Here is a 22517-nt window from a genome sequence, read left to right as displayed (position 1 = left end):
CCTTCACGATCAACGCCGCGCAGCAGCGCGCCGATGTTGTCGCCAGCCTGGCCCTGATCGAGCAGCTTGCGGAACATCTCGACGCCGGTGCAGGTCGTCTTGGTCGTCGGACGGATGCCGATGATCTCGAGTTCCTCGCCGACCTTGACCACGCCGCGCTCGACGCGGCCGGTGACGACCGTGCCACGGCCCGAGATCGAGAACACGTCCTCGATCGGCATCAGGAACGGCTTGTCGAGCGGACGGACCGGGGTCGGGATGTAGGCATCGACCGCAGCCATCAGCTCGCGGATCGCGTCCTCGCCGATCTTCTTGTCCGAATCTTCCAGAGCGGCAAGCGCCGAACCCTTGACGATCGGAATGTCGTCGCCGGGGAATTCGTTCTTCGACAGCAATTCGCGAACCTCGAGCTCGACCAGTTCGAGCAGCTCGGCGTCGTCGACCNGGACCGGGGTCGGGATGTAGGCATCGACCGCAGCCATCAGCTCGCGGATCGCGTCCTCGCCGATCTTCTTGTCCGAATCTTCAAGAGCCGCCAGCGCCGAACCCTTGACGATCGGAATGTCGTCGCCGGGGAACTCGTTCTTGGTCAGAAGCTCGCGCACCTCGAGCTCGACCAGTTCGAGCAGCTCGGCGTCGTCGACCTGGTCGACCTTGTTCAAGAACACCACGATCGACGGCACGCCGACCTGACGGGCAAGCAGGATGTGCTCGCGGGTCTGCGGCATCGGGCCGTCGGCGGCCGACACGACCAGGATCGCGCCATCCATCTGCGCCGCACCGGTGATCATGTTCTTCACATAGTCGGCGTGGCCGGGGCAGTCGACGTGAGCGTAGTGGCGGTTGGCCGTCTCGTATTCGACGTGCGCCGTCGAGATCGTGATGCCGCGCGCCTTTTCCTCAGGCGCAGCGTCGATCTGGTCGTAGCGCTTGTACTCGCCAAAATACTTGGTGATCGCCGCCGTCAGCGACGTCTTGCCATGGTCGACGTGGCCAATCGTGCCGATGTTCACGTGAGGCTTGTTACGCTCGAATTTACCTTTNGCCGTCAGCGACGTCTTGCCATGGTCGACGTGGCCAATCGTGCCGATGTTCACGTGAGGCTTGTTACGCTCGAATTTACCTTTGGCCATAATCGTTCTCCGTCTATTCTACCCGCTTGGGGGAAATTGTTATTCGCTCTTCAGATCCGGATCGCTCAAGGGAGGCGACGCCGGCGGCTAAAGAACCCTTACGCGTATTTCTTCTGGACTTCCTGAGCCACCGCCGTGGGGACCGGCTCATAGTGATCGAACTGCATCGTGTAGGCCGCACGGCCCTGGCTCATCGAGCGCAGGTTGTCGACATACTTGAACATGTTGGCGAGCGGCACCATCGCGTTGATGACCACAGCCACGCCACGCGCTTCCTGGCCCTGGATCTGGCCGCGACGGCCATTCAGATCGCCGATGACGCTGCCGACGTAGTCTTCCGGCGTCACCACTTCGACCTTCATGATCGGCTCGAGCAGCTGCACGCCAAGCTTGGGTGCGGCTTCGCGGAAGCAGGCGCGGCCGGCGATTTCGAAGGCCAGGACGCTGGAGTCAACATCGTGGTAAGCACCATCGATCAGCGTCGCCTTGACGCCGATCATCGGGAAGCCCGCGAACGGACCCGAAGTCATGACGCTGTTGATGCCCTTTTCGACACCGGGGATGTATTCCTTCGGCACAGCGCCGCCGACGATCTTGGTCTCGAATTCAAACTCGCTGCTGTCCGGGTTCGGCTCGAAGACGATCTTGACCCGGGCGAACTGACCGGTACCGCCAGTCTGCTTCTTATGGGTGTAATCCTGCTCGTGCCTGCGGGTGATCGTCTCGCGATAGGCCACCTGCGGCGCGCCGACATTGGCCTCGACCTTGAACTCGCGACGCATGCGGTCGACGATGATGTCGAGGTGAAGCTCGCCCATGCCGGAGATGATGGTCTGGCCGCTTTCCTCGTCGGTCTTGACGCGGAAGGACGGATCCTCGGCGGCCAGGCGGTGAAGGGCGAGGCCCATCTTTTCCTGGTCGTTCTTGGTCTTCGGCTCGATCGCGATCTGGATGACCGGATCGGGGAATTCCATGCGCTCGAGGATGACCGGATGCAGCGGGTCGCTGAGCGTGTCGCCGGTGGTCGTGTCCTTGAGACCGGCCAGAGCAACGATGTCGCCGGCAAAAGCCTCTTCGACGTCGGCGCGCGAATTCGCATGCATCTGCAGCATGCGGCCGATGCGCTCCTTCTTGCCCTTCACGGTGTTGTCGACCGAGATGCCCTTGGTGAGCTTGCCCGAATAGATGCGGGCAAAGGTCAGCGAACCGACGAACGGGTCGTTCATGATCTTGAAGGCGAGCATCGACAGCGGCTCGTTGTCGTCGGCGTGACGCTCGATCTCGGCGTCGGTCTTGGCATCGACGCCCTTGATGGCCGGAACATCGGCCGGCGACGGCAGATATTCGACGACGGCGTCGAGCAGCGGCTGCACGCCCTTGTTCTTGAAGGCTGAGCCACAGAACATCGGGTAGAACTTCACCGCGATGGTGCCCTTGCGGATCAGCGCGCGGATTTCGTCATTCGACGGCATCTTGCCTTCGAGGTAATTCTCAAGCGCCGTCTCGTCCATTTCGACGGCGGCCTCGATCATCTTCTCGCGGTATTCCTCGGCACGAGCCTTGAGGTCGTCCGGGATCTCGACGACATCCCAGGCGGCGCCCAGCGTCTCGTCGCGCCAGACCAGCGCGTTCATCTCGACGAGGTCGACAACGCCCTTGAACTCGGTCTCGGCGCCGATAGGCAGCTGCATGACGACGGCATGCGCACCAAGGCGCGAACCGATCATCTCGACCGAGCGATAGAAGTCGGCGCCGATCTTGTCCATCTTGTTGCAGAAGATCATGCGCGGAACGCGGTACTTGTCGGCCTGGCGCCAGACAGTTTCCGTCTGCGGCTCAACACCGGCATTGGCATCGAGCAGCGCAATAGCGCCGTCGAGAACGCGCAGCGAACGCTCGACTTCGATGGTGAAGTCGACGTGGCCGGGAGTGTCGATGATGTTGAAGCGGTGCATCTTGCCGTCACGAGCCTTCCAGAAGGTCGTGGTCGCGGCGGACGTGATGGTGATGCCGCGCTCCTGCTCCTGCTCCATCCAATCCATGGTGGCAGCGCCGTCGTGGACTTCGCCGATCTTGTGCGACTTGCCCGTATAATAGAGGACGCGCTCGGTGGTCGTCGTCTTGCCGGCGTCAATATGCGCCATGATACCGAAATTGCGGTAGTCTTCGATTTTGTATTCGCGGGCCATCGTAGCTGCCTCTCAGTCTCGTTCGCGCTTTACCAGCGGTAGTGCGCGAAAGCGCGGTTGGCTTCAGCCATCTTGTGGGTGTCTTCACGCTTCTTGACGGCGGTGCCGCGGTTGTTGGCCGCGTCCATCAGCTCGCCGGAAAGGCGGTCGACCATCGTTGTCTCGTTGCGGTTGCGGGCTGCGGCGATCAGCCAGCGAATGGCCAATGCCTGGCGGCGCTCGGGGCGCACGTCGACCGGAACCTGGTAGGTGGCGCCGCCGACACGACGCGAACGCACTTCCACATGCGGCGCGACATTGTCGAGTGCCTGATGGAAGACCGTGACCGGCTCCTGCTTGGTCTTCGACTGAACCTGGTCGAGTGCGCCGTAGACGATGGTCTCGGCAACCGACTTCTTGCCGTCATACATGACGGCGTTCATGAACTTGGTGACGATCAGATCGCCGAACTTCGGGTCCGGATTGATCTCACGCTTTTCTGCACTGTGACGACGCGACATGGCTTTTGTCTCTCAATCTCATAGCCCGACGCACTCAAGCAGCGCCAAGGCCGGAAAATCTTACTTCGTGCGCCTTACTTCGGGCGCTTGGCGCCGTACTTCGAACGGCGCTGCTTGCGGTTCTTCACACCCTGCGTGTCGAGCACGCCGCGGATGATGTGGTAGCGAACGCCCGGAAGATCCTTGACGCGGCCGCCGCGGATCATGACCACGGAGTGTTCCTGAAGGTTGTGGCCTTCGCCGGGGATGTACCCGATCACTTCAAAACCATTGGTCAGGCGGATCTTGGCCACCTTGCGCAGCGCCGAGTTCGGCTTCTTCGGCGTCGTTGTATAGACGCGCGTGCAGACGCCCCGCTTCTGCGGGTTCTGCTGCATGGCCGGGACCTTGTTGCGCTTCACCGGCGCAATGCGCGGCTTGCGGATCAGCTGGTTGACGGTAGGCATTAAACCCTCTTGTCTCTCAATTCCGTGTCTCGCCCGGTCAGGGCCGCTCAAAGCGTCATTTCCATACGCAAATTCGGGCCACAAACCGCGCCTCGCGGTCTTGCCCGAACAAATCGCAGAGGAAGCGGAAGCCGCTTCGTGCACGCCGGAAATGTCTTTTCGCTCGTAAAACGAACCCTGTTTGAGGCAAACTCCAAAGCGTGTCGCTTCGGAAGGGAGAGCCTCACATCGGTTCTGACTGGGCGGCTTCTACTCGTAAGACCGCGAACCGTCAAGCCCGGAGCGCCAAATATTGCGCGCCAATCAAGGCTCGGCAGCCATGCGAAAAACGCATGTAATTTTCTTTCGCAATTTTGCAAGGGCGAGGAAGAAAGTGCCAAGCCTTAGCAAAGTGAACGGCTTTGCGCTGTTGCGCGGCTCTTCTTCATGCGAAAAGGCCGCATGAGCAGTCACAACCCCCTCGCCCGCCCACATATCGCCAAGAGGAATCGGCCCGTGAACGACAACGAAGAACGCCCGGTCACCATCATCACCGGCCGGGTGTGGAAGAAAAAGGGCGGCAAACCGGAAGGCGTCCACGTCATGCTGGTCGCGCCCGACGACGATTCGGCGGTGCGCCGGGCACTCGAATCGCTTGCCGCGGAAGGCTACGCCGAGGCCGAGCTCGACCAGATCGGCGACATGGACGGCGTGCCCGACGAAGAGCCGCATCTTTCCGCCTTCCAGGGCGCGCTCGAAGGCGAAGTGTCGATCGTCACCTTCGACGTGCCGATCTGAACCCGGGCCTCGGCCCAGCTTTCGAATCGGTTGCCGAGGCGAATCGGCGATCTAGGCTTCCTGGCCGACGAACGCCGGCGCTCAGATCGAGGAAGACTGAGGTTGGCCTGTCGGCTTGCCCGGGGTAAGTGTTCTGATAAGAAGCCATCACCATCATTCAACAGACGGAGCGGCCGTGTCCCAGCCCATCAACATAGGCATCGTCGGCGTCGGCAAGATCGTCCGCGACCAACACCTGCCGGCCCTGGCGAAAGACAAGAACTATCGCCTGGTCGCTGCTGCCAGCCGGCACGGCAAGGTGGAAAATATCCCGAATTTCCCCGATATCGAAGCGATGCTCGACGCCGTACCCGAGCTCGAGGCCGTCTCGCTCTGCATGCCGCCGCAGTTCCGCTACGACGCCGCGCGCACGGCGCTGACGGCGAAGAAGCATGTCTTCCTGGAAAAGCCCCCAGGCGCCACGGTCAGCGAGGTCGAGAACCTCAAGGCATTGGCCGCGCAGAACGGCGTCTCGCTGTTCGCCAGCTGGCACTCGCGCTATGCGCCGGCAGTCGAGGCCGCTCGCGCCTTCCTGAACTCGACCAGGATCAAGTCGGCCGCCATCAACTGGAAGGAAGACGTGCGCCGCTGGCACCCGAACCAGGAGTGGATCTGGGCTCCCGGTGGCTTCGGCGTTTTCGATCCCGGCATCAACGCGCTGTCGATCGCCACTCACATCCTGCCGCCGATGTTCATCACTTCGGCGGTGCTGGATTTTCCCGAAAATCGCGCATCCCCGGTTGCCGCGCGCGTCACATTCCGCACCTCGAACGGGTTGCCGGTGACGATGGATCTCGACTGGCTGCAGACGGGCCCGCAAAGCTGGGACATCCTGGCCGAGACCGACAAGGGCGCGATGGTCCTTTCGGGCGGCGGCTCGAAGCTCGCCGTCGACGGCAAGGTTATTCATGAAGAGCCCGAAGCGGAATACCCGATGCTCTACCGACGATTCGCCGAGATCGTGCGCGCCGGCATCTCCGATGTCGATCTGGCCCCGCTCCAGCATGTCGCCGATGCCTTCATGCTCGGCAAGCACAACGTGGTCGAGGCGTTCTTCGACTGATTTGTACACGTGGACCTGGCTTGAATGCATGCTCGTGCCAGGTCGACCCCACTCCGTCTCGGCTACGCCGAGCCACCTCTACCCCGATCGACGGGGTAGAGGAAGGGCGCTAACCTATTGCCGCCAACGCTCGTCTCGTCCAACGCGGCTTCCTTTCCCTCCGGAGGGGGGAAAGGTGGCGCGGCGAAGCAGCGACGGATTGGGGGAAGCCGGTCATCAAACGAACAGCCGATGACAAGTGAGTACGAACGATGTGGTCTGATATCAGCGTCATTCAGACAATCATGGTGTGATCTCACTCGACGATCGTGATGGCAAAGCCGTCGTAGCCCTTCGCGCCGACCGTCTGGATGGCGGTGCCGTCCAGATGCTTCTCGCCGCCGATAAACGAGAACGCAGCGCGCGCGCCTTCGACATTGGCGTCGCGACCATCCTCATTCAGCACAGCACCGTCGCGGATGACGTTGTCGCAGATTATGACGGTTCCGGGCCGGGACAGCCGCAGGGCCCAGGACAGATAGTGAGGATTGTTCGGCTTGTCGGCGTCGATGAAGATGAGATCGAACGGCCCGGCATTCTCGGCACCCAGAGCCGCAAGCGATTGAAGTGCCGGCCCGACCCGCAAGTCGATCCGCGCCGACACCCCTGCCCGCTCGAAATTCGATCGCGCGACCTTTGCATGGCGCGGATCGAGTTCGAGCGTCACCATCCTGCCGTCGGCGGGCAATTCCCTTGCCATCCAGATGGTCGAGTACCCACCAAGCGTGCCGATCTCCAGTACGTTCTTGGCGCCGCGGATACGCACCAGCAACGACAACAGCTTGCCTTGCGCGGCCGAGACATCGATCGCAGGCAAACCCTGATCGTGGTTGGCCGCCAGAACGGCATCAAGAACGGGATCTGAATCAAAAAGGGAGGCGACGATATAATCGTCGACAACGGCCCAAGTCTTTTCGCTCATGGCTTTCTCCTCAGATGCGGATATGGAAGCCTAAAGCGTGTCGCGTCTGAACGAAATTCGGGCGAGGTCTTTGACATGCTTCAAACGCGAAAAAGGGGCCGCTTGGGCCCCTTTTTCTTCTTCTCGTCTTCCGCGCTTACTGCGCGGCGTGTGTCATGTCGGCAAGCATCGGCTCGGCAACTTCCACACCGGAGGCCTTGCGGCGCTCGTCGATGATCAGTTCGTCGCGCGATGTGGCGATGCGCCGGATCTGGCTCATCGTGCCGCCGGTGCCGGCCGGGATAAGCCGGCCGACGATGACGTTTTCCTTCAGTCCCTGCAGCATGTCGGTCTTGCCGGCAACAGCAGCTTCCGTCAGCACTCGGGTCGTCTCCTGGAAGGAGGCGGCCGAGATGAAGGACGGCGTCTGCAGCGAAGCCTTGGTGATGCCGAGCAGCACGGGCTGGCCTTCGGCCGGCTTCTTGCCGTCCTCGACCAGGCGATCATTGACCTCCTCCAGCTCGATCACGTCGACGTGGTCGCCCGGAATGTAGGTCGAGTCGCCCTGCGTGGTGATCTCGACCTTCTGCAGCATCTGGCGAACGATCACCTCGATGTGCTTGTCGTTGATCGACACGCCCTGCAGACGGTAGACTTCCTGGATCTCGTTGACGAGGTAGGAAGCAAGTGCCTCCACGCCCTTGATCGCCAGGATATCGTGCGGCGCCGGATTGCCGTCGAGGATGTAATCGCCCTTCTCGATGACGTCGCCGTCCTGGAGATGGAACGGCTTGCCCTTCGGGATCAGGTATTCGACCGGCTCAAGCGTCGAGTCATGCGGCTCGATGATGATGCGACGCTTGTTCTTGTAGTCGCGGCCGAAGCGGATCGTGCCGTCGATCTCGGCGATGATGGCGTGATCCTTCGGACGACGTGCCTCGAACAGTTCGGCAACACGCGGCAGACCGCCGGTGATGTCCTTCGTCTTGGCGCTTTCCATCGGGATACGCGCCAGCACGTCGCCGGGGCGAACCTGTGCACCCGGCTCGACCGAAAGAATGGCCTCGACCGAGAGCAGGAAGCGGGCGTCGCCGCCCTTCGACAGCTTGCCGACCTTGCCCTTGGCGTCCTGGATGGCAATTGCCGGCTTCAGGTCGTTGCCGCGTGGCGTCGAGCGCCAGTCGATGACCTCACGCTTGGTGATGCCGGTCGACTCGTCGGCCGTTTCCTGAACGGAAATGCCGTCGACCAGATCCTCGTACGACACCCTGCCCTCGATTTCGGTGAGGACCGGACGGGTATAGGGATCCCACTCGGCGATACGCTGGCCGCGCTTCACCTTGTCGCCATCGTCCACGAAGATACGCGAACCATAGGTGAGACGGTGCGTGGCGCGTTCCTTGCCGGCTTCGTCGAGGATCAGCACCGCCATGTTGCGGCCCATGACCATCTGCTGGCCGTCGGAGTTGCGCACCACGTTGCGGTTGCGGATCTCGACCTTGCCCTCATAGGAGGCTTCAAGGAACGAGCTGTCCACCACCTGCGCGGTACCGCCCATGTGGAAGGTACGCATGGTGAGCTGGGTGCCCGGCTCGCCAATCGACTGCGCCGCGATGACGCCGACTGCTTCACCCTGGTTGACCGGGGTGCCGCGGGCCAGATCGCGACCGTAGCAGACCGCGCAGACGCCAACCCTGACTTCGCAAGTCAGTGCCGAGCGAATGCGAACCGACTGGACGCCGGCCTTTTCGATCTGTTCCACGTCACGCTCGTCCATCAGCGTTCCGGCCTTGACAAGGATCTCGCCCGACACCGGATGGGTGATGTCGTCGAGCGACGTGCGACCAAGCACGCGCTGGCCGACCGAAGCGACGACCTGACCGGCATCGACGATCGGCTGCATGGTAAGGCCCTTGTCGGTGCCGCAGTCGACGGAGTTGACGATGCAGTCCTGCGCCACGTCGACCAGACGACGGGTGAGGTAACCCGAGTTCGCCGTCTTCAAGGCGGTGTCGGCCAGACCCTTGCGGGCGCCGTGGGTCGAGTTGAAGTACTCGAGCACGGTCAGGCCTTCCTTGAAGTTCGAGATGATCGGCGTCTCGATGATTTCACCCGACGGCTTGGCCATAAGGCCGCGCATGCCGGCGAGCTGACGCATCTGGGTGGGCGAGCCACGCGCACCGGAGTGCGACATCATGTAGATCGAGTTCATCGGCTTTTGACGGCCATTGTCCTCGAACTCGACCGCCTTGATGCGGGCCATCATTTCGTCGGCGACCTTTTCAGAGCACTTGGCCCAGGCGTCGACGACCTTGTTGTACTTCTCGCCCTGCGTGATCAGGCCGTCATTGTACTGCTGCTCGTATTCCTTGGCCAAAGCCTCGGTGTCGGAGACCAGCTTGATCTTGGCATCCGGGATCAGCATGTCGTCCTTGCCGAACGAAATGCCGGCACGGCAGGCATGGCTGAAGCCGAGCGCCATGATGCGATCGCAGAAAATGACCGTCTCCTTCTGACCGCAGTGGCGGTAGACGGTGTCGATCATCTTGGAGATGTTCTTCTTGGTCATCTCCTGGTTGGCGGTCTCGTATGGCACGTTGACATTCTTCGGCAGAAGCTCGCCGATGATCATGCGGCCAGGGGTGGTGTCGTAGATTTTCGACACGACTTTGCCTTCGGCGTCGACCGTGCGGAAGCGTCCCTTGATCTTGGCGTGCAGTGTCACCGCCTTGGTCTCGAGCGCGTGCTGGAGTTCGCCCATGTCGGCAAACACCATGCCCTCGCCCGGCTCGTTCTGGTTGACGATCGAGAGATAGTAGAGACCGAGAACCATGTCCTGCGAAGGCACGATGATCGGCGCGCCGGAAGCCGGGTGCAGGATGTTGTTGGTCGACATCATCAGCACGCGGGCTTCAAGCTGCGCTTCCAGCGACAGCGGCACGTGAACAGCCATCTGGTCGCCGTCGAAGTCGGCGTTGAAGGCCGTGCAGACCAGCGGGTGCAGCTGGATCGCCTTGCCTTCGATCAGGATCGGCTCGAACGCCTGGATGCCCAAGCGGTGCAGCGTCGGCGCGCGGTTCAACAGCACCGGATGCTCGCGGATGACCTCGTCGAGGATATCCCAGACTTCCGGACGTTCCTTCTCGACCAGCTTCTTCGCCTGCTTGACGGTCGAGGAGTAACCCTTGGCGTCGAGACGGGCGTAGATGAAGGGCTTGAACAGTTCGAGCGCCATCTTCTTGGGCAGGCCGCACTGGTGCAGCTTGAGCTCCGGACCGGTCACGATGACCGAGCGGCCGGAATAGTCGACGCGCTTGCCGAGCAGGTTCTGACGGAACCGGCCCTGCTTGCCCTTGAGCATGTCGGACAGCGACTTCAGCGGACGCTTGTTGGCGCCGGTGATGACACGGCCGCGACGGCCGTTGTCGAACAGCGCATCGACGGCTTCCTGCAGCATGCGCTTTTCATTGCGCACGATGATGCCCGGGGCGCGCAGCTCGATCAGCCGCTTCAGACGGTTGTTGCGGTTGATGACGCGGCGGTAGAGGTCGTTCAGATCCGATGTAGCGAAGCGACCGCCGTCCAGCGGGACGAGCGGGCGCAGGTCCGGCGGGATCACCGGGACCACCTTCATGATCATCCATTCCGGACGGTTGCCGGATTCCATGAAGTTCTCGACGACCTTGAGCCGCTTCAGATACTTCTTCTGCTTCAGCTCGGAGGTGGTCGAAGCCAGTTCCGAACGCAGGTCGCCGGCGATCTTCTCCAGGTCCATGCCGGCCAGGAGGTCGTGAATGGCCTCGGCGCCGATCATGGCGGTGAAGCTATCCTCGCCATACTCGTCGACGGCGATCATGTACTCTTCCTCGCTGAGCAGCTGGTGCTCCTTCAGCGCGGTGAGGCCAGGTTCGGTGACGATGTAGTTCTCGAAGTAGAGGACGCGCTCGATGTCCTTCAGGGTCATGTCGAGCAGCGTGCCGATGCGCGACGGCAGCGACTTCAGGAACCAGATGTGAGCGACAGGTGCCGCCAGCTCGATATGGCCCATGCGCTCGCGGCGAACGCGCGACAGCGTGACTTCGACGCCGCACTTCTCGCAGATGACGCCCTTGTACTTCATGCGCTTGTACTTGCCGCACAGGCACTCATAGTCCTTGATCGGGCCAAAAATGCGCGCGCAGAACAGACCGTCACGCTCCGGCTTGAAGGTGCGGTAGTTGATGGTCTCCGGCTTCTTGATCTCGCCGAAAGACCAGGACAGAATCTTCTCAGGGCTGGCAAGCGATATCCGGATGGAATCGAACACCTGCGCAGGCGCCTGCGGATTGAAGAGATTCATGACCTCTTGGTTCATGCCGTTCTCCTTTTCGGGGTCCTCGAAAACCCCTTGCATCTAGTCGCGAGCCAAACGCCCGCCGTCTTTGTCGGCCACTGGCCGTCGAATTCGATTGGCGCGCCGCGGAATCCGTGGCGCGCCATTGCCTTACTCAGCCGCGTCGGGCAGCCGCATAGGGCCGTCCTCGAGCTTGGTGTTCTCCAGCTCGACATTGAGGCCGAGAGACCGCATTTCCTTGACGAGAACGTTGAAGCTCTCGGGGATACCGGCCTCGAAAGTGTCGTCGCCACGCACGATCGCCTCGTACACCTTGGTGCGGCCGGCGACGTCGTCTGACTTCACCGTCAGCATCTCCTGCAGCGTGTAGGCGGCGCCGTATGCTTCGAGCGCCCAGACCTCCATCTCGCCGAAGCGCTGGCCACCGAACTGCGCCTTGCCGCCCAGCGGCTGCTGGGTGACGAGCGAGTACGGACCGATCGAACGCGCGTGGATCTTGTCATCCACGAGGTGGTGAAGCTTGAGCATGTAGATGTAGCCCATCGTCACCTTGCGATCGAACGGCTCGCCCGTGCGTCCGTCATAGAGCTGCGACTGACCGCTGGTGTGCAGGCCCGCCTGCTCCAGCATGATGTTGATGTCAGCCTCATGCGCGCCGTCGAACACCGGGGTCGCGATCGAAACGCCGCGGCGCATCTGCTCGCTGAGGCGAACAATGCTCTCGTCGTCATAGTCGCGGACCGGCTCGTTGCGGTCGTTAGACGGAATGAAGCTCTCGAGCGTCTTGCGCAGCGGCTTGATGTCGCCGGCTGCCTTGTACGTGTCAATCAGCTCGCCGATCTTCCTGCCCATACCAGCGCAAGCCCAGCCCAGATGCGTTTCCAGGATCTGGCCGACATTCATGCGGCTCGGCACACCCAGGGGGTTGAGCACGATATCGGCATGAGTGCCGTCCTCGAGGAAAGGCATGTCCTCGACCGGAACGATCCGCGACACGACACCCTTGTTGCCGTGACGGCCGGCCATCTTGTCGCCGGGCTGCATCTTGCGCTTCACGGCCACGAAGACCTTGACCATCTTCATGACGCCCGGAGGCATTTCGTCGCCGCGCTGGACCTTCTCGACCTTGTCCATGAAACGCTGTTCGAGCGCCTTCTTGGAATCGTCGTACTGGCCACGCAGGGCTTCGAGTTCGCTCTGGAGCTTTTCGTTCTCCACGGCAAACTGCCACCACTGCGAACGCGGATACTCGTCGAGCGTATCCTTGGACAGCGTCGAGCCCTTCTTGAAGCCCTTCGGTCCAGCGATCGCTTCCTTGCCGACGAGCACATCGGAAAGACGCGCATAGACGTTACGGTCCAGGATGGCCTGCTCGTCGTCGCGGTCCTTGGCGAGGCGTTCGATCTCCTCGCGCTCGATCGCCATGGCGCGCTCGTCCTTCTCCACACCGTGGCGATTGAACACGCGCACCTCGACGACGGTGCCGAAGGTGCCCGGAGGCATGCGCATCGAGGTGTCGCGCACATCGGATGCCTTTTCGCCGAAGATGGCGCGCAGAAGCTTCTCTTCCGGCGTCATCGGGCTTTCGCCCTTCGGCGTGATCTTGCCGACCAGGATGTCACCCGGCTGAACTTCGGCACCGATATAGACGATGCCGGCTTCGTCGAGGTTCTTCAGCGCTTCTTCCGAGACGTTTGGAATATCGCGCGTGATTTCCTCCGGGCCGAGCTTGGTATCGCGCGCCATGACCTCGAACTCCTCGATGTGGATCGAGGTGAAGACGTCGTCGGCGACGATGCGTTCGGACAGGAGGATCGAGTCCTCGTAGTTGTAGCCATTCCACGGCATGAACGCGACCAGCACGTTGCGGCCGAGCGCCAGATCACCGAGCTCGGTCGACGGACCGTCGGCGATGATGTCGCCCTTGTTGACCCGATCGCCCATACGAACCAGCGGACGCTGGTTGATGCAGGTGTTCTGGTTCGAACGCTGGAACTTCATCAGCCGGTAGATATCGACGCCGGACTTGCCCGGATCGAGATCCTCTGTGGCGCGGATAACGATACGCGTCGCGTCCACCTGGTCGACGATGCCGCCGCGGCGGGCGCCGATGGCGGCGCCCGAGTCACGGGCGACGATCGGCTCCATGCCGGTGCCGACGAACGGCGCCTCGGCGCGCACCAGCGGCACGGCCTGACGCTGCATGTTCGAGCCCATCAGAGCGCGGTTGGCGTCGTCGTTTTCCAGGAACGGGATCAGGGCCGCGGCCACCGACACCATCTGCTTGGGCGACACGTCCATCAGATCGACGTTTTCGCGCGGCGCCATCATCACTTCACCGGCACTGCGGCAAATGACGAATTCGTCGACGAAGCCACCGTTCTTGTCGAGCTCGGCGTTGGCCTGCGCGACATGGTGCTTGGCCTCTTCCATCGCCGAGAGATAGACGACGTCATTGGTCAGCTTGCCATCGACGATCTTGCGGTACGGGCTCTCGATGAAGCCGTACTTGTTGACGCGTGCGAAGGTGGCCAGCGAGTTGATCAGACCGATATTCGGGCCTTCCGGCGTCTCGATCGGGCAGATACGGCCGTAATGCGTCGGGTGCACGTCGCGCACCTCGAAGCCGGCGCGCTCACGGGTCAGACCGCCCGGTCCAAGCGCCGAGAGGCGGCGCTTGTGGGTGATCTCCGACAGCGGGTTGGTCTGGTCCATGAACTGCGACAGCTGCGAGGAACCGAAGAACTCGCGCACGGCGGCAGCCGCCGGCTTGGCGTTGATCAGGTCCTGCGGCATGACCGTGTCGATCTCGATCGAGGACATACGCTCCTTGATCGCGCGCTCCATGCGCAGCAGGCCGACGCGGTACTGGTTTTCCATCAACTCGCCGACCGAACGCACGCGGCGGTTGCCGAGATTGTCGATGTCGTCGATTTCGCCCTTGCCGTCGCGCAGTTCGACCAGCGTCCTGACCACGGCCAGGATGTCGTCCTTGCGCAGCACGCGCACGGTGTCCTCGGCCTTGAGCTCGAGACGCATGTTCATCTTGACGCGGCCGACGGCCGACAGATCGTAGCGCTCCGAGTCGAAGAACAGCGAGTTGAACATGGCTTCGGCGGTTTCGAGCGTCGGCGGCTCGCCTGGGCGCATGACACGATAGATGTCGAACAGCGCGTCCTGGCGGCTCTCGTTCTTGTCGACGTTGAGCGTGTTGCGGATATAGGCGCCGACATTGACATGGTCGATGTCGAGAACCTTGATCTCGTCCTCGCCCGTGCCGAGCAGCACCTTCAGCGTCTTCTCGTCGATCTCGTCGCCGGCTTCGAGGAAGATCTCGCCGGTGGCGTAGTTGACGATGTCCTCGGCCAGGTAGTTGCCGAGCAGATCCTCGTCGGTCGCCTTGATCGCCTTGAGACCCTTCTCGCCAAGCGCCCTTGCCTGGCGGGCGGTGATCTTCTTGCCGGCCTCGACAACGACTTCGCCCGTATCGGCGTCGACCAGGTCGCCGACGGCCTTGAGGCCGCGGAAACGCTCGACGTTGAACGGAATGCGCCAGTGGTCGCCGGCACGCACATAGGTGATCTTGTTGTAGAAGGTCGACAGGATCTCTTCGCCGTCCATGCCGAGCGCCATCAGCAGCGACGTCACCGGAATCTTGCGGCGACGGTCGATGCGGGCGTGCACGACGTCCTTGGAATCGAACTCGATGTCGAGCCACGAACCGCGATAGGGAATGACGCGCGCGGCAAACAGAAGCTTGCCCGACGAGTGCGACTTGCCCTTGTCATGGTCGAAGAAGACGCCCGGCGAGCGGTGCATCTGCGAGACGATGACGCGCTCGGTGCCGTTGACGATGAAGGTGCCGTTCAGGGTCATGAGCGGCATGTCGCCCATGTAGACGTCCTGCTCCTTGATGTCCTTGATGGACTTGGCGCCGGTATCCTCGTCGATATCGAACACGATGAGGCGCAGCGTCACCTTGAGCGGCGCGGCATAGGTGAGGTCGCGCTGACGGCATTCGTCAACGTCGAATTTCGGTCCTTCGAACTCGTACTTCACGAACTCCAGCATCGAGGAGCCGGAAAAATCGGAGATCGGGAAGACCGACTTGAAAACGGCCTGCAGTCCCTCGTCCGGACGCCCACCCTTGGGCTCCGCCACCATCAGGAACTGGTCATAGGATGCCTTCTGAACCTCGATCAGGTTCGGCATCTCCGCAACTTCCGGAATCTTTCCGAAGAACTTGCGTACGCGTCTGCGGCCATTGAAAGTCTGGGTCTGGGCCATCGTCGCTCCTTAGCTCTAAACTCGGGACGAGCCTCGCCGCGGCTCGCCTTGCATGCTGGGCCACCTTGGCGGCAACCCTTTGTCTGTTTTCCCGGTGCCTGTCGGCTGCCGGCTAGAACGGGAGAAAACCCGTTTCCTGAAGGCCGGTTTTCGGCCCTCAGGAAAGAGGTTTTCGTATGTCTCGCGTTACGCGTCCTCCCTCCAGGCGAAGGGAGTGGCGGACGGCGCGAGGCCGTCCGCCGCTTTTACGCTTACTTCAGGTCGACCTTGGCGCCGGCTGCTTCCAGCTGGGCCTTGAACTTGTCAGCGTCGGCCTTGGAAACGCCTTCCTTGACCGGCTTCGGAGCCGCTTCGACCAGATCCTTGGCTTCCTTGAGGCCAAGGCCGGTGATGGCGCGGACTTCCTTGATGACGTTGATCTTCTGAGCGCCTGCCTCGGTAAGGACGACGTCGAATTCCGTCTTTTCCTCGACCGGAGCAGCTGCAGCCGCACCACCGCCAGCAGCGGCAACAGCCACCGGAGCAGCGGCGGAAACGCCCCACTTTTCTTCCAGAAGCTTCGACAGCTCGGCCGCCTCGAGGACGGTCAGCTTCGAAAGGTCGTCTACGATCTTTGCGAGATCAGCCATTGTTGTATTCCTTCATAAGGTTCGAACGTGTGTTTGTGATAGCGAGGAACGGCCTCATGCCGCCTCGTCCTTCCGGGCGTAAGCGCCGATGACGCGCGCGACCGAGGCCGCTGGCGCATTGACGATCTGGGCGATCCGGGTTGCCGGCGTGGCGATCATGCCAACCAGCCTGGCGCGCAGCTCATCGAGCGACGGAAGTGTGGCGAGTGCCTTCACACCGTCGGCGTTGAGCGAGGTGGTGCCCATTGCGCCGCCGAGAATGACGAGCTTGTCATTTCCCTTGGCGAAATCGGACGCGACCTTCGGCGCCGCAATCGGATCCTCCGAATAAGCAATCAGCGTCTGTCCCTTGAACAGCTCGATGATCGATGCGGAGTCCGTGCCCTGAAGAGCGATTTTGGCGAGACGGTTCTTCGCGACTTTGACGGTGCCACCGGCGGCGCGCATTTTCGACCGAAGGTCGTTCATTTGCGCGACGGTGATACCGGCGTAGTGGGCCACGACCACTGAACCTGCGTTCGAGAACGCACCGTTCAGGCCCGTGACGAGTTCGCGTTTTTCCGCTCTGTCCACTGCCTATCTCCAGTTGACCCCTGCCCCATTAACGGGGACAGGCGTCGGGTTGCCTTTGTCGGCCGGGCCATCCAGTAACGGATCTCCCGAACGACGCTCGAGGATCCTGCCCCCTTTCGCCACATCGACGGTCAAGCCGGCGATGCGCAGACAAAAGGCAAACACGGTTCGAACCTTTCATTGGAGCGATCGCTCCGTTGTCCGGTCTTCACCCGTCTCATGCAGGCCCAAATCGAATTAAGGCTTCTGGGCCGCCTGCAATCTCGGACAGGATGTCCGGAAACCTCTCGGTTTCCGGTACCGGGCCGCCGACAAGTCGGAGGCCCGGAATTCACTTGCGGATCAGGCCTTTAGCGGCCCGATCCAAATGTTCGTATCAGGACGCTGTGAGCGTCGCGACGTCGAGCTTGAGGCCCGGACCCATCGTCGAGGTGACCGACACCTTCTTGACGTAGTTGCCCTTGGCACCAGCCGGCTTTGCCCTGGTCACCGCGTCGGCGAAGGCGCGGATGTTCTCTTCCAGGGCCGTGACCTCGAACGAGACCTTGCCGACGCCGGCATGAACGATGCCGGCTTTCTCGACGCGGAACTCGACAGCGCCGCCCTTCGATGCCTTGACGGCGGCGGCAACGTCGGTGGTGACGGTGCCAACCTTCGGGTTCGGCATCATGCCGCGCGGGCCGAGCACTTTCCCCAGACGGCCGACGAGCGGCATCATGTCCGGAGTGGCGATGCAGCGATCGAAATCGATCGTGCCCTTCTGGACGATGTCGACCAGATCCTCGGCACCGACGATGTCGGCGCCGGCGGCGCGAGCTTCGTCAGCCTTGTCGCCGCGCGCAAACACAGCGACGCGCACCGAGCGGCCGGTGCCGTTCGGCAGGTTGACCACGCCGCGGACCATCTGGTCGGCGTGGCGCGGGTCGACGCCGAGGTTCATGGCGACTTCGATGGTCTCGTCGAACTTGACCGAGGAACGGTCCTTGAGCAGCTTCAGCGCGTCACCCAGGGCATAAGCCTTGTTGGGATCGATGCCTTCGCGGGTCTTCGATACACGCTTTGCAATCTTTGCCATGATCTTAGCCCACCACTTCCAGACCCATCGAGCGGGCGGAGCCCTCGACCATGCGCATGGCCGCTTCGACGTCGTTTGCGTTCAGATCCTTCATCTTCGCGGTTGCGATCTCGCGGACCTTGTCGCGCGAAACCGTACCGGCCTTGACCTTGCCCGGCTCCTTGGAACCAGACGTCAGGTTGGCCGCCTTCTTCAGGAAGTAGCTCACCGGCGCCGTCTTCATGACGAAGGTGAAGGACTTGTCCTGGTAGTAGGTGATGACGACCGGAACCGGCGATCCCTTTTCCATTTCCTGGGTCTGCGCGTTGAACGCCTTGCAGAATTCCATGATGTTGATGCCACGCTGACCAAGCGCCGGGCCGATCGGGGGAGACGGCGTCGCCGATCCCGCTTTCACCTGGAGCTTGAGCTGGCCTGCAATTTTCTTAGCCATCTCTTTTCCTGCCTTTGTCTATGCCGGCCCAACTGTCTGGGAAACCCGGCGGTTGCAGTCTGGTGGTGCGATCCATGCGGCCGGCTAAAGCCGCACTCGTCTCCCACCGCCCTCAAGAACCGCGCGATCTCCGCGCCGCTCTTTCCTGCCGCGCTTGGCGGCAGGGATTTCGGATCAGCCCTTTTCGACCTGTCCGAATTCCAGATCGACAGGCACGGCGCGCCCGAAGATCGAAACTTCCACCTTGAGCCGCGCCCGCTCCTCGTCCACTTCCTGGACGAAACCGTTGAACGACGCGAAGGGGCCATCCGAAACGCGGATCGCCTCGCCGATCTCGAACGTGACCGAAGGCTTTGGCCGCTCGACGCCTTCCTGCACCTGGTTCAGGATGCGCTGGGCTTCCGCCTCGGTGATCGGCACTGGCTTGGAGTCACCCAGGAAGCCGGTGACCTTCGGCGTGTTCTTGACCAGCGAGAACACAGCGTCGGTCAGATTGGCCTTCAGCAGCACATAGCCCGGGAAGAACTTGCGCTCGGCATCGACCTTGCGGCCGCGGCGAACCTCGACGACCTTCTCGGTCGGAACCACGATCTGGTGGATGTCGGCGGACAGGCCCTTCTGCTTGGCCTTGTTCTCGATATCCTCGGCGACCTTCTTTTCAAAGTTCGAATAGGCGTGGACGATGTACCAGCGCGCGGTCATTTCAAGACTTCTCCGTAATCGCCGGACTTAGCGTCCGATGCCCAGAATCTGTTCGACCGCGAGGCCCATGAGCTGATCAGCGGTGAAGAAAAAGATCATCGCGATCACAGCGAAAGCCAGGACCATGACCGTCGAGATCATCGTTTCGCGTCGCGACGGCCAAGTCACCTTGGCGGTCTCCGCGCGAACCTGCTGGAGAAAGACGAAAGGATTTGTGGTTTTCGAAGCCATATGCCGCTCTGTCTTCAAGACCCGTTGGCCGGGTCCCCTGGATGATCCCGCTGGCCGGGACGTGCCGCCTGAGCCAATCTCGCGCCGAATCAGCGCAAACATTTCGCCCATGCAAATCAGACGCGTAAAGCCGGCTTCCCAGCTCCACGCGTCGCGTGTCTGTTTCGTCTACATAAAACCGATTCTTGATCCACGCAAGTGGCAAGTGTCCGCTTTATGACCAAACGCCGCCTCGGAACCATCCAGTCGTTCCGTCCCGGCTATGAGGGCTTTATGCCCCAAGTGAGGTAATATGGCAAGCGGGTCGCCGATTTTCAAAGGGCAGACCGTAGAAATATCGTTTTGAAACGCCATTTCGAAAAATGGCGAAATATCACGTTGAGTGCCATTTCGAGAAATGGCACGGGCAGCAGGGCTCGAACCTACGACCTGCGGTTTTGGAGACCGCCGCTCTACCAACTGAGCTATGCCCGTATCGTGCGCATCTCGGCGCAGCAGGCGCTTCCTAAAAGCTTCCGCTCGCTCTGTAAAGAGTGGTTCGCAAGCAAACGCGCCTTAAGCCCGTTCCTCTGCACCAGATGGTTGAGGCTGGGGCCATCCAACTCGCGCAAGCGCACGACCTTGAAGTTTTTCGGCATCGCTCCGGGACCTCCCGTGGCGACCGAAAGCTACTTTGGATCCGGCGGCCGATATGGCCCGCCCGGCACGCCCCAGCCCCAGGCCGGCATCGGTTCCGTCTCGGGATCGCAGGTTTCGCCGAGATTGGAGTTCATCTTGGCCAGCCGCGATCCCCATTCGACATAGCCCATGAAGGCCGAACGAAACTCCGGATCGTCGGGCAGGCCGACCGCGTCGGCGGCATCGGCAAGGAGGTTGATCCAGCGGCGGCGCTGCTCCTCGGTCAGATGCTTGCCCAGATGGTGCATGACCATCTCGCGATGGCCGCCAAATTGCTCGCTGTAGGTTTTCGGTCCGCCGAACACCTCGCCGATGAAGGCCGCGACATGGGCGGGATGATCCGGCGACATGGCCTTGAACACCGGCCCGACGATCGGGTCCAGCGCCACCTTGTCATAGAAAGTCTGGGTCAGCCGGTTCAACGCCTCGCCGCCGCCGGCCCAGTCGTAGAGTGTCGGGATATCCTGGCTCATTCTCGATCCTCCGCCGGCCCCGGCGCCGCCAGCAGCGACGATAGCGGAAAAATCGAGAATGGCTCAACCTGCCTCGATGGCCAGTCTCCGACATTGCCGCCCTACAATTTGGCGGGCGCGTCAGCCTCGGCATTGGCGGAAGGCCGGATCCGGCAATTCTGCGGTTTCGGCACCGCGCCGCAGATGGTGGCGCCGGTCAGCGCGTCGACCGATTGCGGGCTCGTCGTCAACCCGACCCTCAGCATCGTGCTTGGTTCCAGTTGCCGCTCGACCGAGCGCCCCTCGATCGCTGCGAACAGAGCGGGACCGAGCGCCATCTCCTCGAGATAGGCCCTGACCACCTGCTTTTGCCCCATCGGGTAAAGGCTAAGCCGCGCACGGGGACCGACAAGCCGTCTCACCCCGCCGGCAAGCACAAGCGCACAGGCCGAACCGCACTCCACTCCCGCATCGACGCTCAGCCCGGCATAGGCGCCCTCCTTGGCCAGGCAACTCCACTTTGCCGGGTCACAGTCGACGAAATCGGTGCGGCCAACGGCAACGTCGAGCTTCCTTTGGTGGATAAGCCGTCCCGCCGCCAGAGCGCCAAGCAGGTCACCACCCTTTGAGCTGATCACGACCGGCAGCTGCCGGTCGCCAAGCGTGGCGAGCAACTGGCGCAGCTTCTGAGGGGTCTGAGGCGTGATCGCACCTTCCGCCGAGATCCATTCGGGGCAATCAGGATTGCAGAGCGGATTGCCGCCGCGAACCACGACGAAGCGCATGTCTTCATCGCGCTGCACGCCCTCGGGCTCCGCCGGCAGCGGGGCAGGCTTGGCCGCGGTCGTCAGGCCATCGGGCTTGTTCCCTGGTATTTCCAGGCAATTCGCGGCCAATCGGTCCGGCCTGCACAGGCCTGCGGCAGTCAACAGGTCCACAGCATCCAGGCTGGTGACCAATTTCATCGTCAGCATGTCGTCGAGGGCGATCTGGTGGATTTCGCTGGCCGGCGTGCTCTTCATCGTTTCGAGCACGCCCTGATCGATGCCCATCTCGTCGAGATAGGCCGCCAGCCTTTTCTCCACCGCCTTGCTCATCTCGTAGGTCTTGTAGCTGCCGGCGTCCTTGCGACTGACGATCCTTGTGTTGAGCACCTTCTTCTTGCCCGCCACGATGCGGTAGGTGGTCCTGTATTGCAATTTCGTGCGGATGTAGGTCGTGGTGATCTGGTGGACGCCGAGAAAGGCCCATTCGCCAACCACACGCCGGACACCGCCGGCAAACATCAATGGGCAGGCGGAGTTGCACATGGCGCCGTAGTCAACGATATCGCCGAGGTAAGGGGCGCCATTCTTGTTACGGTCATGGCAACCGTCCGCGTCGGGGCGGCAACCGGAGAACACCGTCTTGCCTATCGCGATATCAAGCATGTTCTTGCGGATCAGCCGGCCAAGCGCCAGCGCCGCCTCGACATTGCCGCCGGGAGAATCCACGACGATCGGCAGGCTTCGCCCGCCAAGCGTCTTCAGCATGCGTTTGAACAGGGCCGGCGTTCCGGCTTCTATCGAGCCTTCGGCCGAGATCCATTCCGGGCAGATCGGCTCGCACCCCGGTGCATTGCTGCGAACAATGCCAAACTGCATCGTCGGACCGAGATCCGGGGCGGTATCCGTCGCAAAGGCACGTCCCGTGACAAGCAACGCCAGCAGGCAGATCAGCCGCAGCCACAATGCCCGACGATGGAAAAGGCGCCCTGGAACCATCTGGAAAAAGCCCCTTGATGCAATCCATACTAAACGAGGTCCAAATGCTTGCAACAGGGTCTGCACGACATCGCGGGGCACCGATCTCCGGGGGCAAAAAGAAAGGGCGGCCCCAAGGACCGCCCTTTCTTTTTCGAACCTCACCGGCGCAGGCCGGCGTCGGTTATTCCTTGATGGTGACGACGATGCCGGCACCGACGGTGCGGCCGCCTTCACGGATGGCGAAGCGCAGCTTCTCTTCCATGGCGATCGGCACGATCAGCTCGACATCGAC

The 22517-nt window shown here is 62.0% G+C and carries 17 protein-coding genes, 1 tRNA gene and 1 pseudogene; 2 read left to right on the top strand and 17 right to left on the bottom strand.

Annotated elements, in window-relative coordinates:
* The 4 genes from X744_RS1000000175715 to rpsL all read right to left on the bottom strand — a co-directional run.
* The coding region (locus X744_RS1000000175715; protein ID WP_023762914.1) for a GTP-binding protein at positions 1-1133 on the bottom strand (1133 nt) is incomplete at its 3' end.
* A 98-nt stretch (positions 1134-1231) separates the two neighbouring features.
* A complete protein-coding gene (gene fusA / locus X744_RS140935) occupies positions 1232-3322 on the bottom strand; it encodes an elongation factor G (protein ID WP_023762913.1) in 2091 nt (696 codons plus the stop codon).
* Between the two features lie 29 nt (positions 3323-3351).
* Positions 3352-3822 carry a 30S ribosomal protein S7 gene (gene rpsG / locus X744_RS140940; RefSeq protein WP_008875664.1) on the bottom strand — a complete coding sequence of 157 codons (471 nt, stop codon included), beginning with the start codon at positions 3820-3822 and terminating at the stop codon, positions 3352-3354.
* Positions 3823-3896: 74 nt separating this feature from the next.
* Positions 3897-4268: a 30S ribosomal protein S12 gene (rpsL, locus tag X744_RS140945; protein ID WP_006333356.1), complete on the bottom strand. Its 372-nt coding sequence runs from the start codon at positions 4266-4268 to the stop codon at positions 3897-3899.
* A 495-nt stretch (positions 4269-4763) separates the two neighbouring features.
* On the opposite strand from rpsL, the gene X744_RS140950 reads away from it, so the two are divergent.
* On the top strand, positions 4764-5045 hold the full coding sequence (locus X744_RS140950) for a transcriptional regulator (RefSeq protein WP_023762912.1): 282 nt from the start codon (positions 4764-4766) through the stop codon (positions 5043-5045).
* A 175-nt stretch (positions 5046-5220) separates the two neighbouring features.
* Positions 5221-6147, top strand: a complete 927-nt coding sequence (locus tag X744_RS140955) for a Gfo/Idh/MocA family oxidoreductase (protein WP_023762911.1) — start codon at positions 5221-5223, stop codon at positions 6145-6147.
* Positions 6148-6442: 295 nt separating this feature from the next.
* Here X744_RS140955 and X744_RS140960 read toward each other — a convergent pair whose 3' ends face one another.
* From X744_RS140960 to X744_RS1000000173040, 13 genes and pseudogenes are all read right to left on the bottom strand, one after another.
* The gene (locus X744_RS140960) at positions 6443-7108 is read right to left on the bottom strand and encodes an O-methyltransferase (protein WP_023762910.1); all 666 of its coding nucleotides are present in this window, start codon (positions 7106-7108) and stop codon (positions 6443-6445) included.
* Positions 7109-7244: 136 nt separating this feature from the next.
* Positions 7245-11441: a DNA-directed RNA polymerase subunit beta' gene (rpoC, locus tag X744_RS140965; RefSeq protein WP_023762909.1), complete on the bottom strand. Its 4197-nt coding sequence runs from the start codon at positions 11439-11441 to the stop codon at positions 7245-7247.
* 129 nt (positions 11442-11570) lie between these two features.
* A complete protein-coding gene (gene rpoB / locus X744_RS140970) occupies positions 11571-15707 on the bottom strand; it encodes a DNA-directed RNA polymerase subunit beta (RefSeq protein WP_023762908.1) in 4137 nt (1378 codons plus the stop codon).
* A gap of 251 nt (positions 15708-15958) precedes the next feature.
* Positions 15959-16336 (bottom strand): 50S ribosomal protein L7/L12, encoded by a 378-nt coding sequence (rplL, locus tag X744_RS140975; RefSeq protein WP_023762907.1) that lies wholly within the window; start codon positions 16334-16336, stop codon positions 15959-15961.
* A gap of 54 nt (positions 16337-16390) precedes the next feature.
* Positions 16391-16909 carry a 50S ribosomal protein L10 gene (gene rplJ, locus X744_RS140980; RefSeq protein ID WP_013531412.1) on the bottom strand — a complete coding sequence of 173 codons (519 nt, stop codon included), beginning with the start codon at positions 16907-16909 and terminating at the stop codon, positions 16391-16393.
* Positions 16910-17285: 376 nt separating this feature from the next.
* A complete protein-coding gene (gene rplA, locus X744_RS140985) occupies positions 17286-17984 on the bottom strand; it encodes a 50S ribosomal protein L1 (RefSeq protein WP_023762906.1) in 699 nt (232 codons plus the stop codon).
* Positions 17985-17988: 4 nt separating this feature from the next.
* The gene (gene rplK / locus X744_RS140990) at positions 17989-18417 is read right to left on the bottom strand and encodes a 50S ribosomal protein L11 (protein WP_013531410.1); all 429 of its coding nucleotides are present in this window, start codon (positions 18415-18417) and stop codon (positions 17989-17991) included.
* Positions 18418-18591: 174 nt separating this feature from the next.
* Positions 18592-19119 (bottom strand): transcription termination/antitermination protein NusG, encoded by a 528-nt coding sequence (gene nusG / locus X744_RS140995; protein WP_013531409.1) that lies wholly within the window; start codon positions 19117-19119, stop codon positions 18592-18594.
* Positions 19120-19146: 27 nt separating this feature from the next.
* Positions 19147-19350, bottom strand: a complete 204-nt coding sequence (secE, locus tag X744_RS141000; RefSeq protein WP_013531408.1) for a preprotein translocase subunit SecE — start codon at positions 19348-19350, stop codon at positions 19147-19149.
* 398 nt (positions 19351-19748) lie between these two features.
* Positions 19749-19824, bottom strand: a tRNA-Trp gene (locus X744_RS141005).
* Positions 19825-20018: 194 nt separating this feature from the next.
* Positions 20019-20501, bottom strand: a complete 483-nt coding sequence (locus X744_RS141010) for a group II truncated hemoglobin (protein ID WP_023762904.1) — start codon at positions 20499-20501, stop codon at positions 20019-20021.
* 101 nt (positions 20502-20602) lie between these two features.
* Positions 20603-22243: a hypothetical protein gene (locus X744_RS141015; RefSeq protein ID WP_023762903.1), complete on the bottom strand. Its 1641-nt coding sequence runs from the start codon at positions 22241-22243 to the stop codon at positions 20603-20605.
* Between the two features lie 163 nt (positions 22244-22406).
* Positions 22407-22517, bottom strand: a pseudogene (locus tag X744_RS1000000173040) (elongation factor Tu); the annotation flags it as partial.

The organism is Mesorhizobium sp. LNHC252B00, from assembly GCF_000502955.1.
Classification (GTDB): domain Bacteria; phylum Pseudomonadota; class Alphaproteobacteria; order Rhizobiales; family Rhizobiaceae; genus Mesorhizobium.
Note: the sequence above shows the minus strand (reverse complement) of the source record. Positions and strands in the feature narration are given on the sequence as shown.

Bases quoted from the DNA above. Each gene is read 5' to 3' on its own strand.
- fusA (WP_023762913.1), bottom strand. From the start codon at position 3,322: ATGGCCCGCGAATACAAAATCGAAGACTACCGCAATTTCGGTATCATG.
- rpsG (WP_008875664.1), bottom strand. From the start codon at position 3,822: ATGTCGCGTCGTCACAGTGCAGAAAAGCGTGAGATCAATCCGGACCCG.
- rpsL (WP_006333356.1), bottom strand. From the start codon at position 4,268: ATGCCTACCGTCAACCAGCTGATCCGCAAGCCGCGCATTGCGCCGGTG.
- X744_RS140960 (WP_023762910.1), bottom strand. From the start codon at position 7,108: ATGAGCGAAAAGACTTGGGCCGTTGTCGACGATTATATCGTCGCCTCC.
- rpoC (WP_023762909.1), bottom strand. From the start codon at position 11,441: ATGAACCAAGAGGTCATGAATCTCTTCAATCCGCAGGCGCCTGCGCAG.
- rpoB (WP_023762908.1), bottom strand. From the start codon at position 15,707: ATGGCCCAGACCCAGACTTTCAATGGCCGCAGACGCGTACGCAAGTTC.
- rplL (WP_023762907.1), bottom strand. From the start codon at position 16,336: ATGGCTGATCTCGCAAAGATCGTAGACGACCTTTCGAAGCTGACCGTC.
- rplA (WP_023762906.1), bottom strand. From the start codon at position 17,984: ATGGCAAAGATTGCAAAGCGTGTATCGAAGACCCGCGAAGGCATCGAT.
- rplK (WP_013531410.1), bottom strand. From the start codon at position 18,417: ATGGCTAAGAAAATTGCAGGCCAGCTCAAGCTCCAGGTGAAAGCGGGA.
- nusG (WP_013531409.1), bottom strand. From the start codon at position 19,119: ATGACCGCGCGCTGGTACATCGTCCACGCCTATTCGAACTTTGAAAAG.
- secE (WP_013531408.1), bottom strand. From the start codon at position 19,350: ATGGCTTCGAAAACCACAAATCCTTTCGTCTTTCTCCAGCAGGTTCGC.
- X744_RS141010 (WP_023762904.1), bottom strand. From the start codon at position 20,501: ATGAGCCAGGATATCCCGACACTCTACGACTGGGCCGGCGGCGGCGAG.
- X744_RS141015 (WP_023762903.1), bottom strand. From the start codon at position 22,243: ATGGTTCCAGGGCGCCTTTTCCATCGTCGGGCATTGTGGCTGCGGCTG.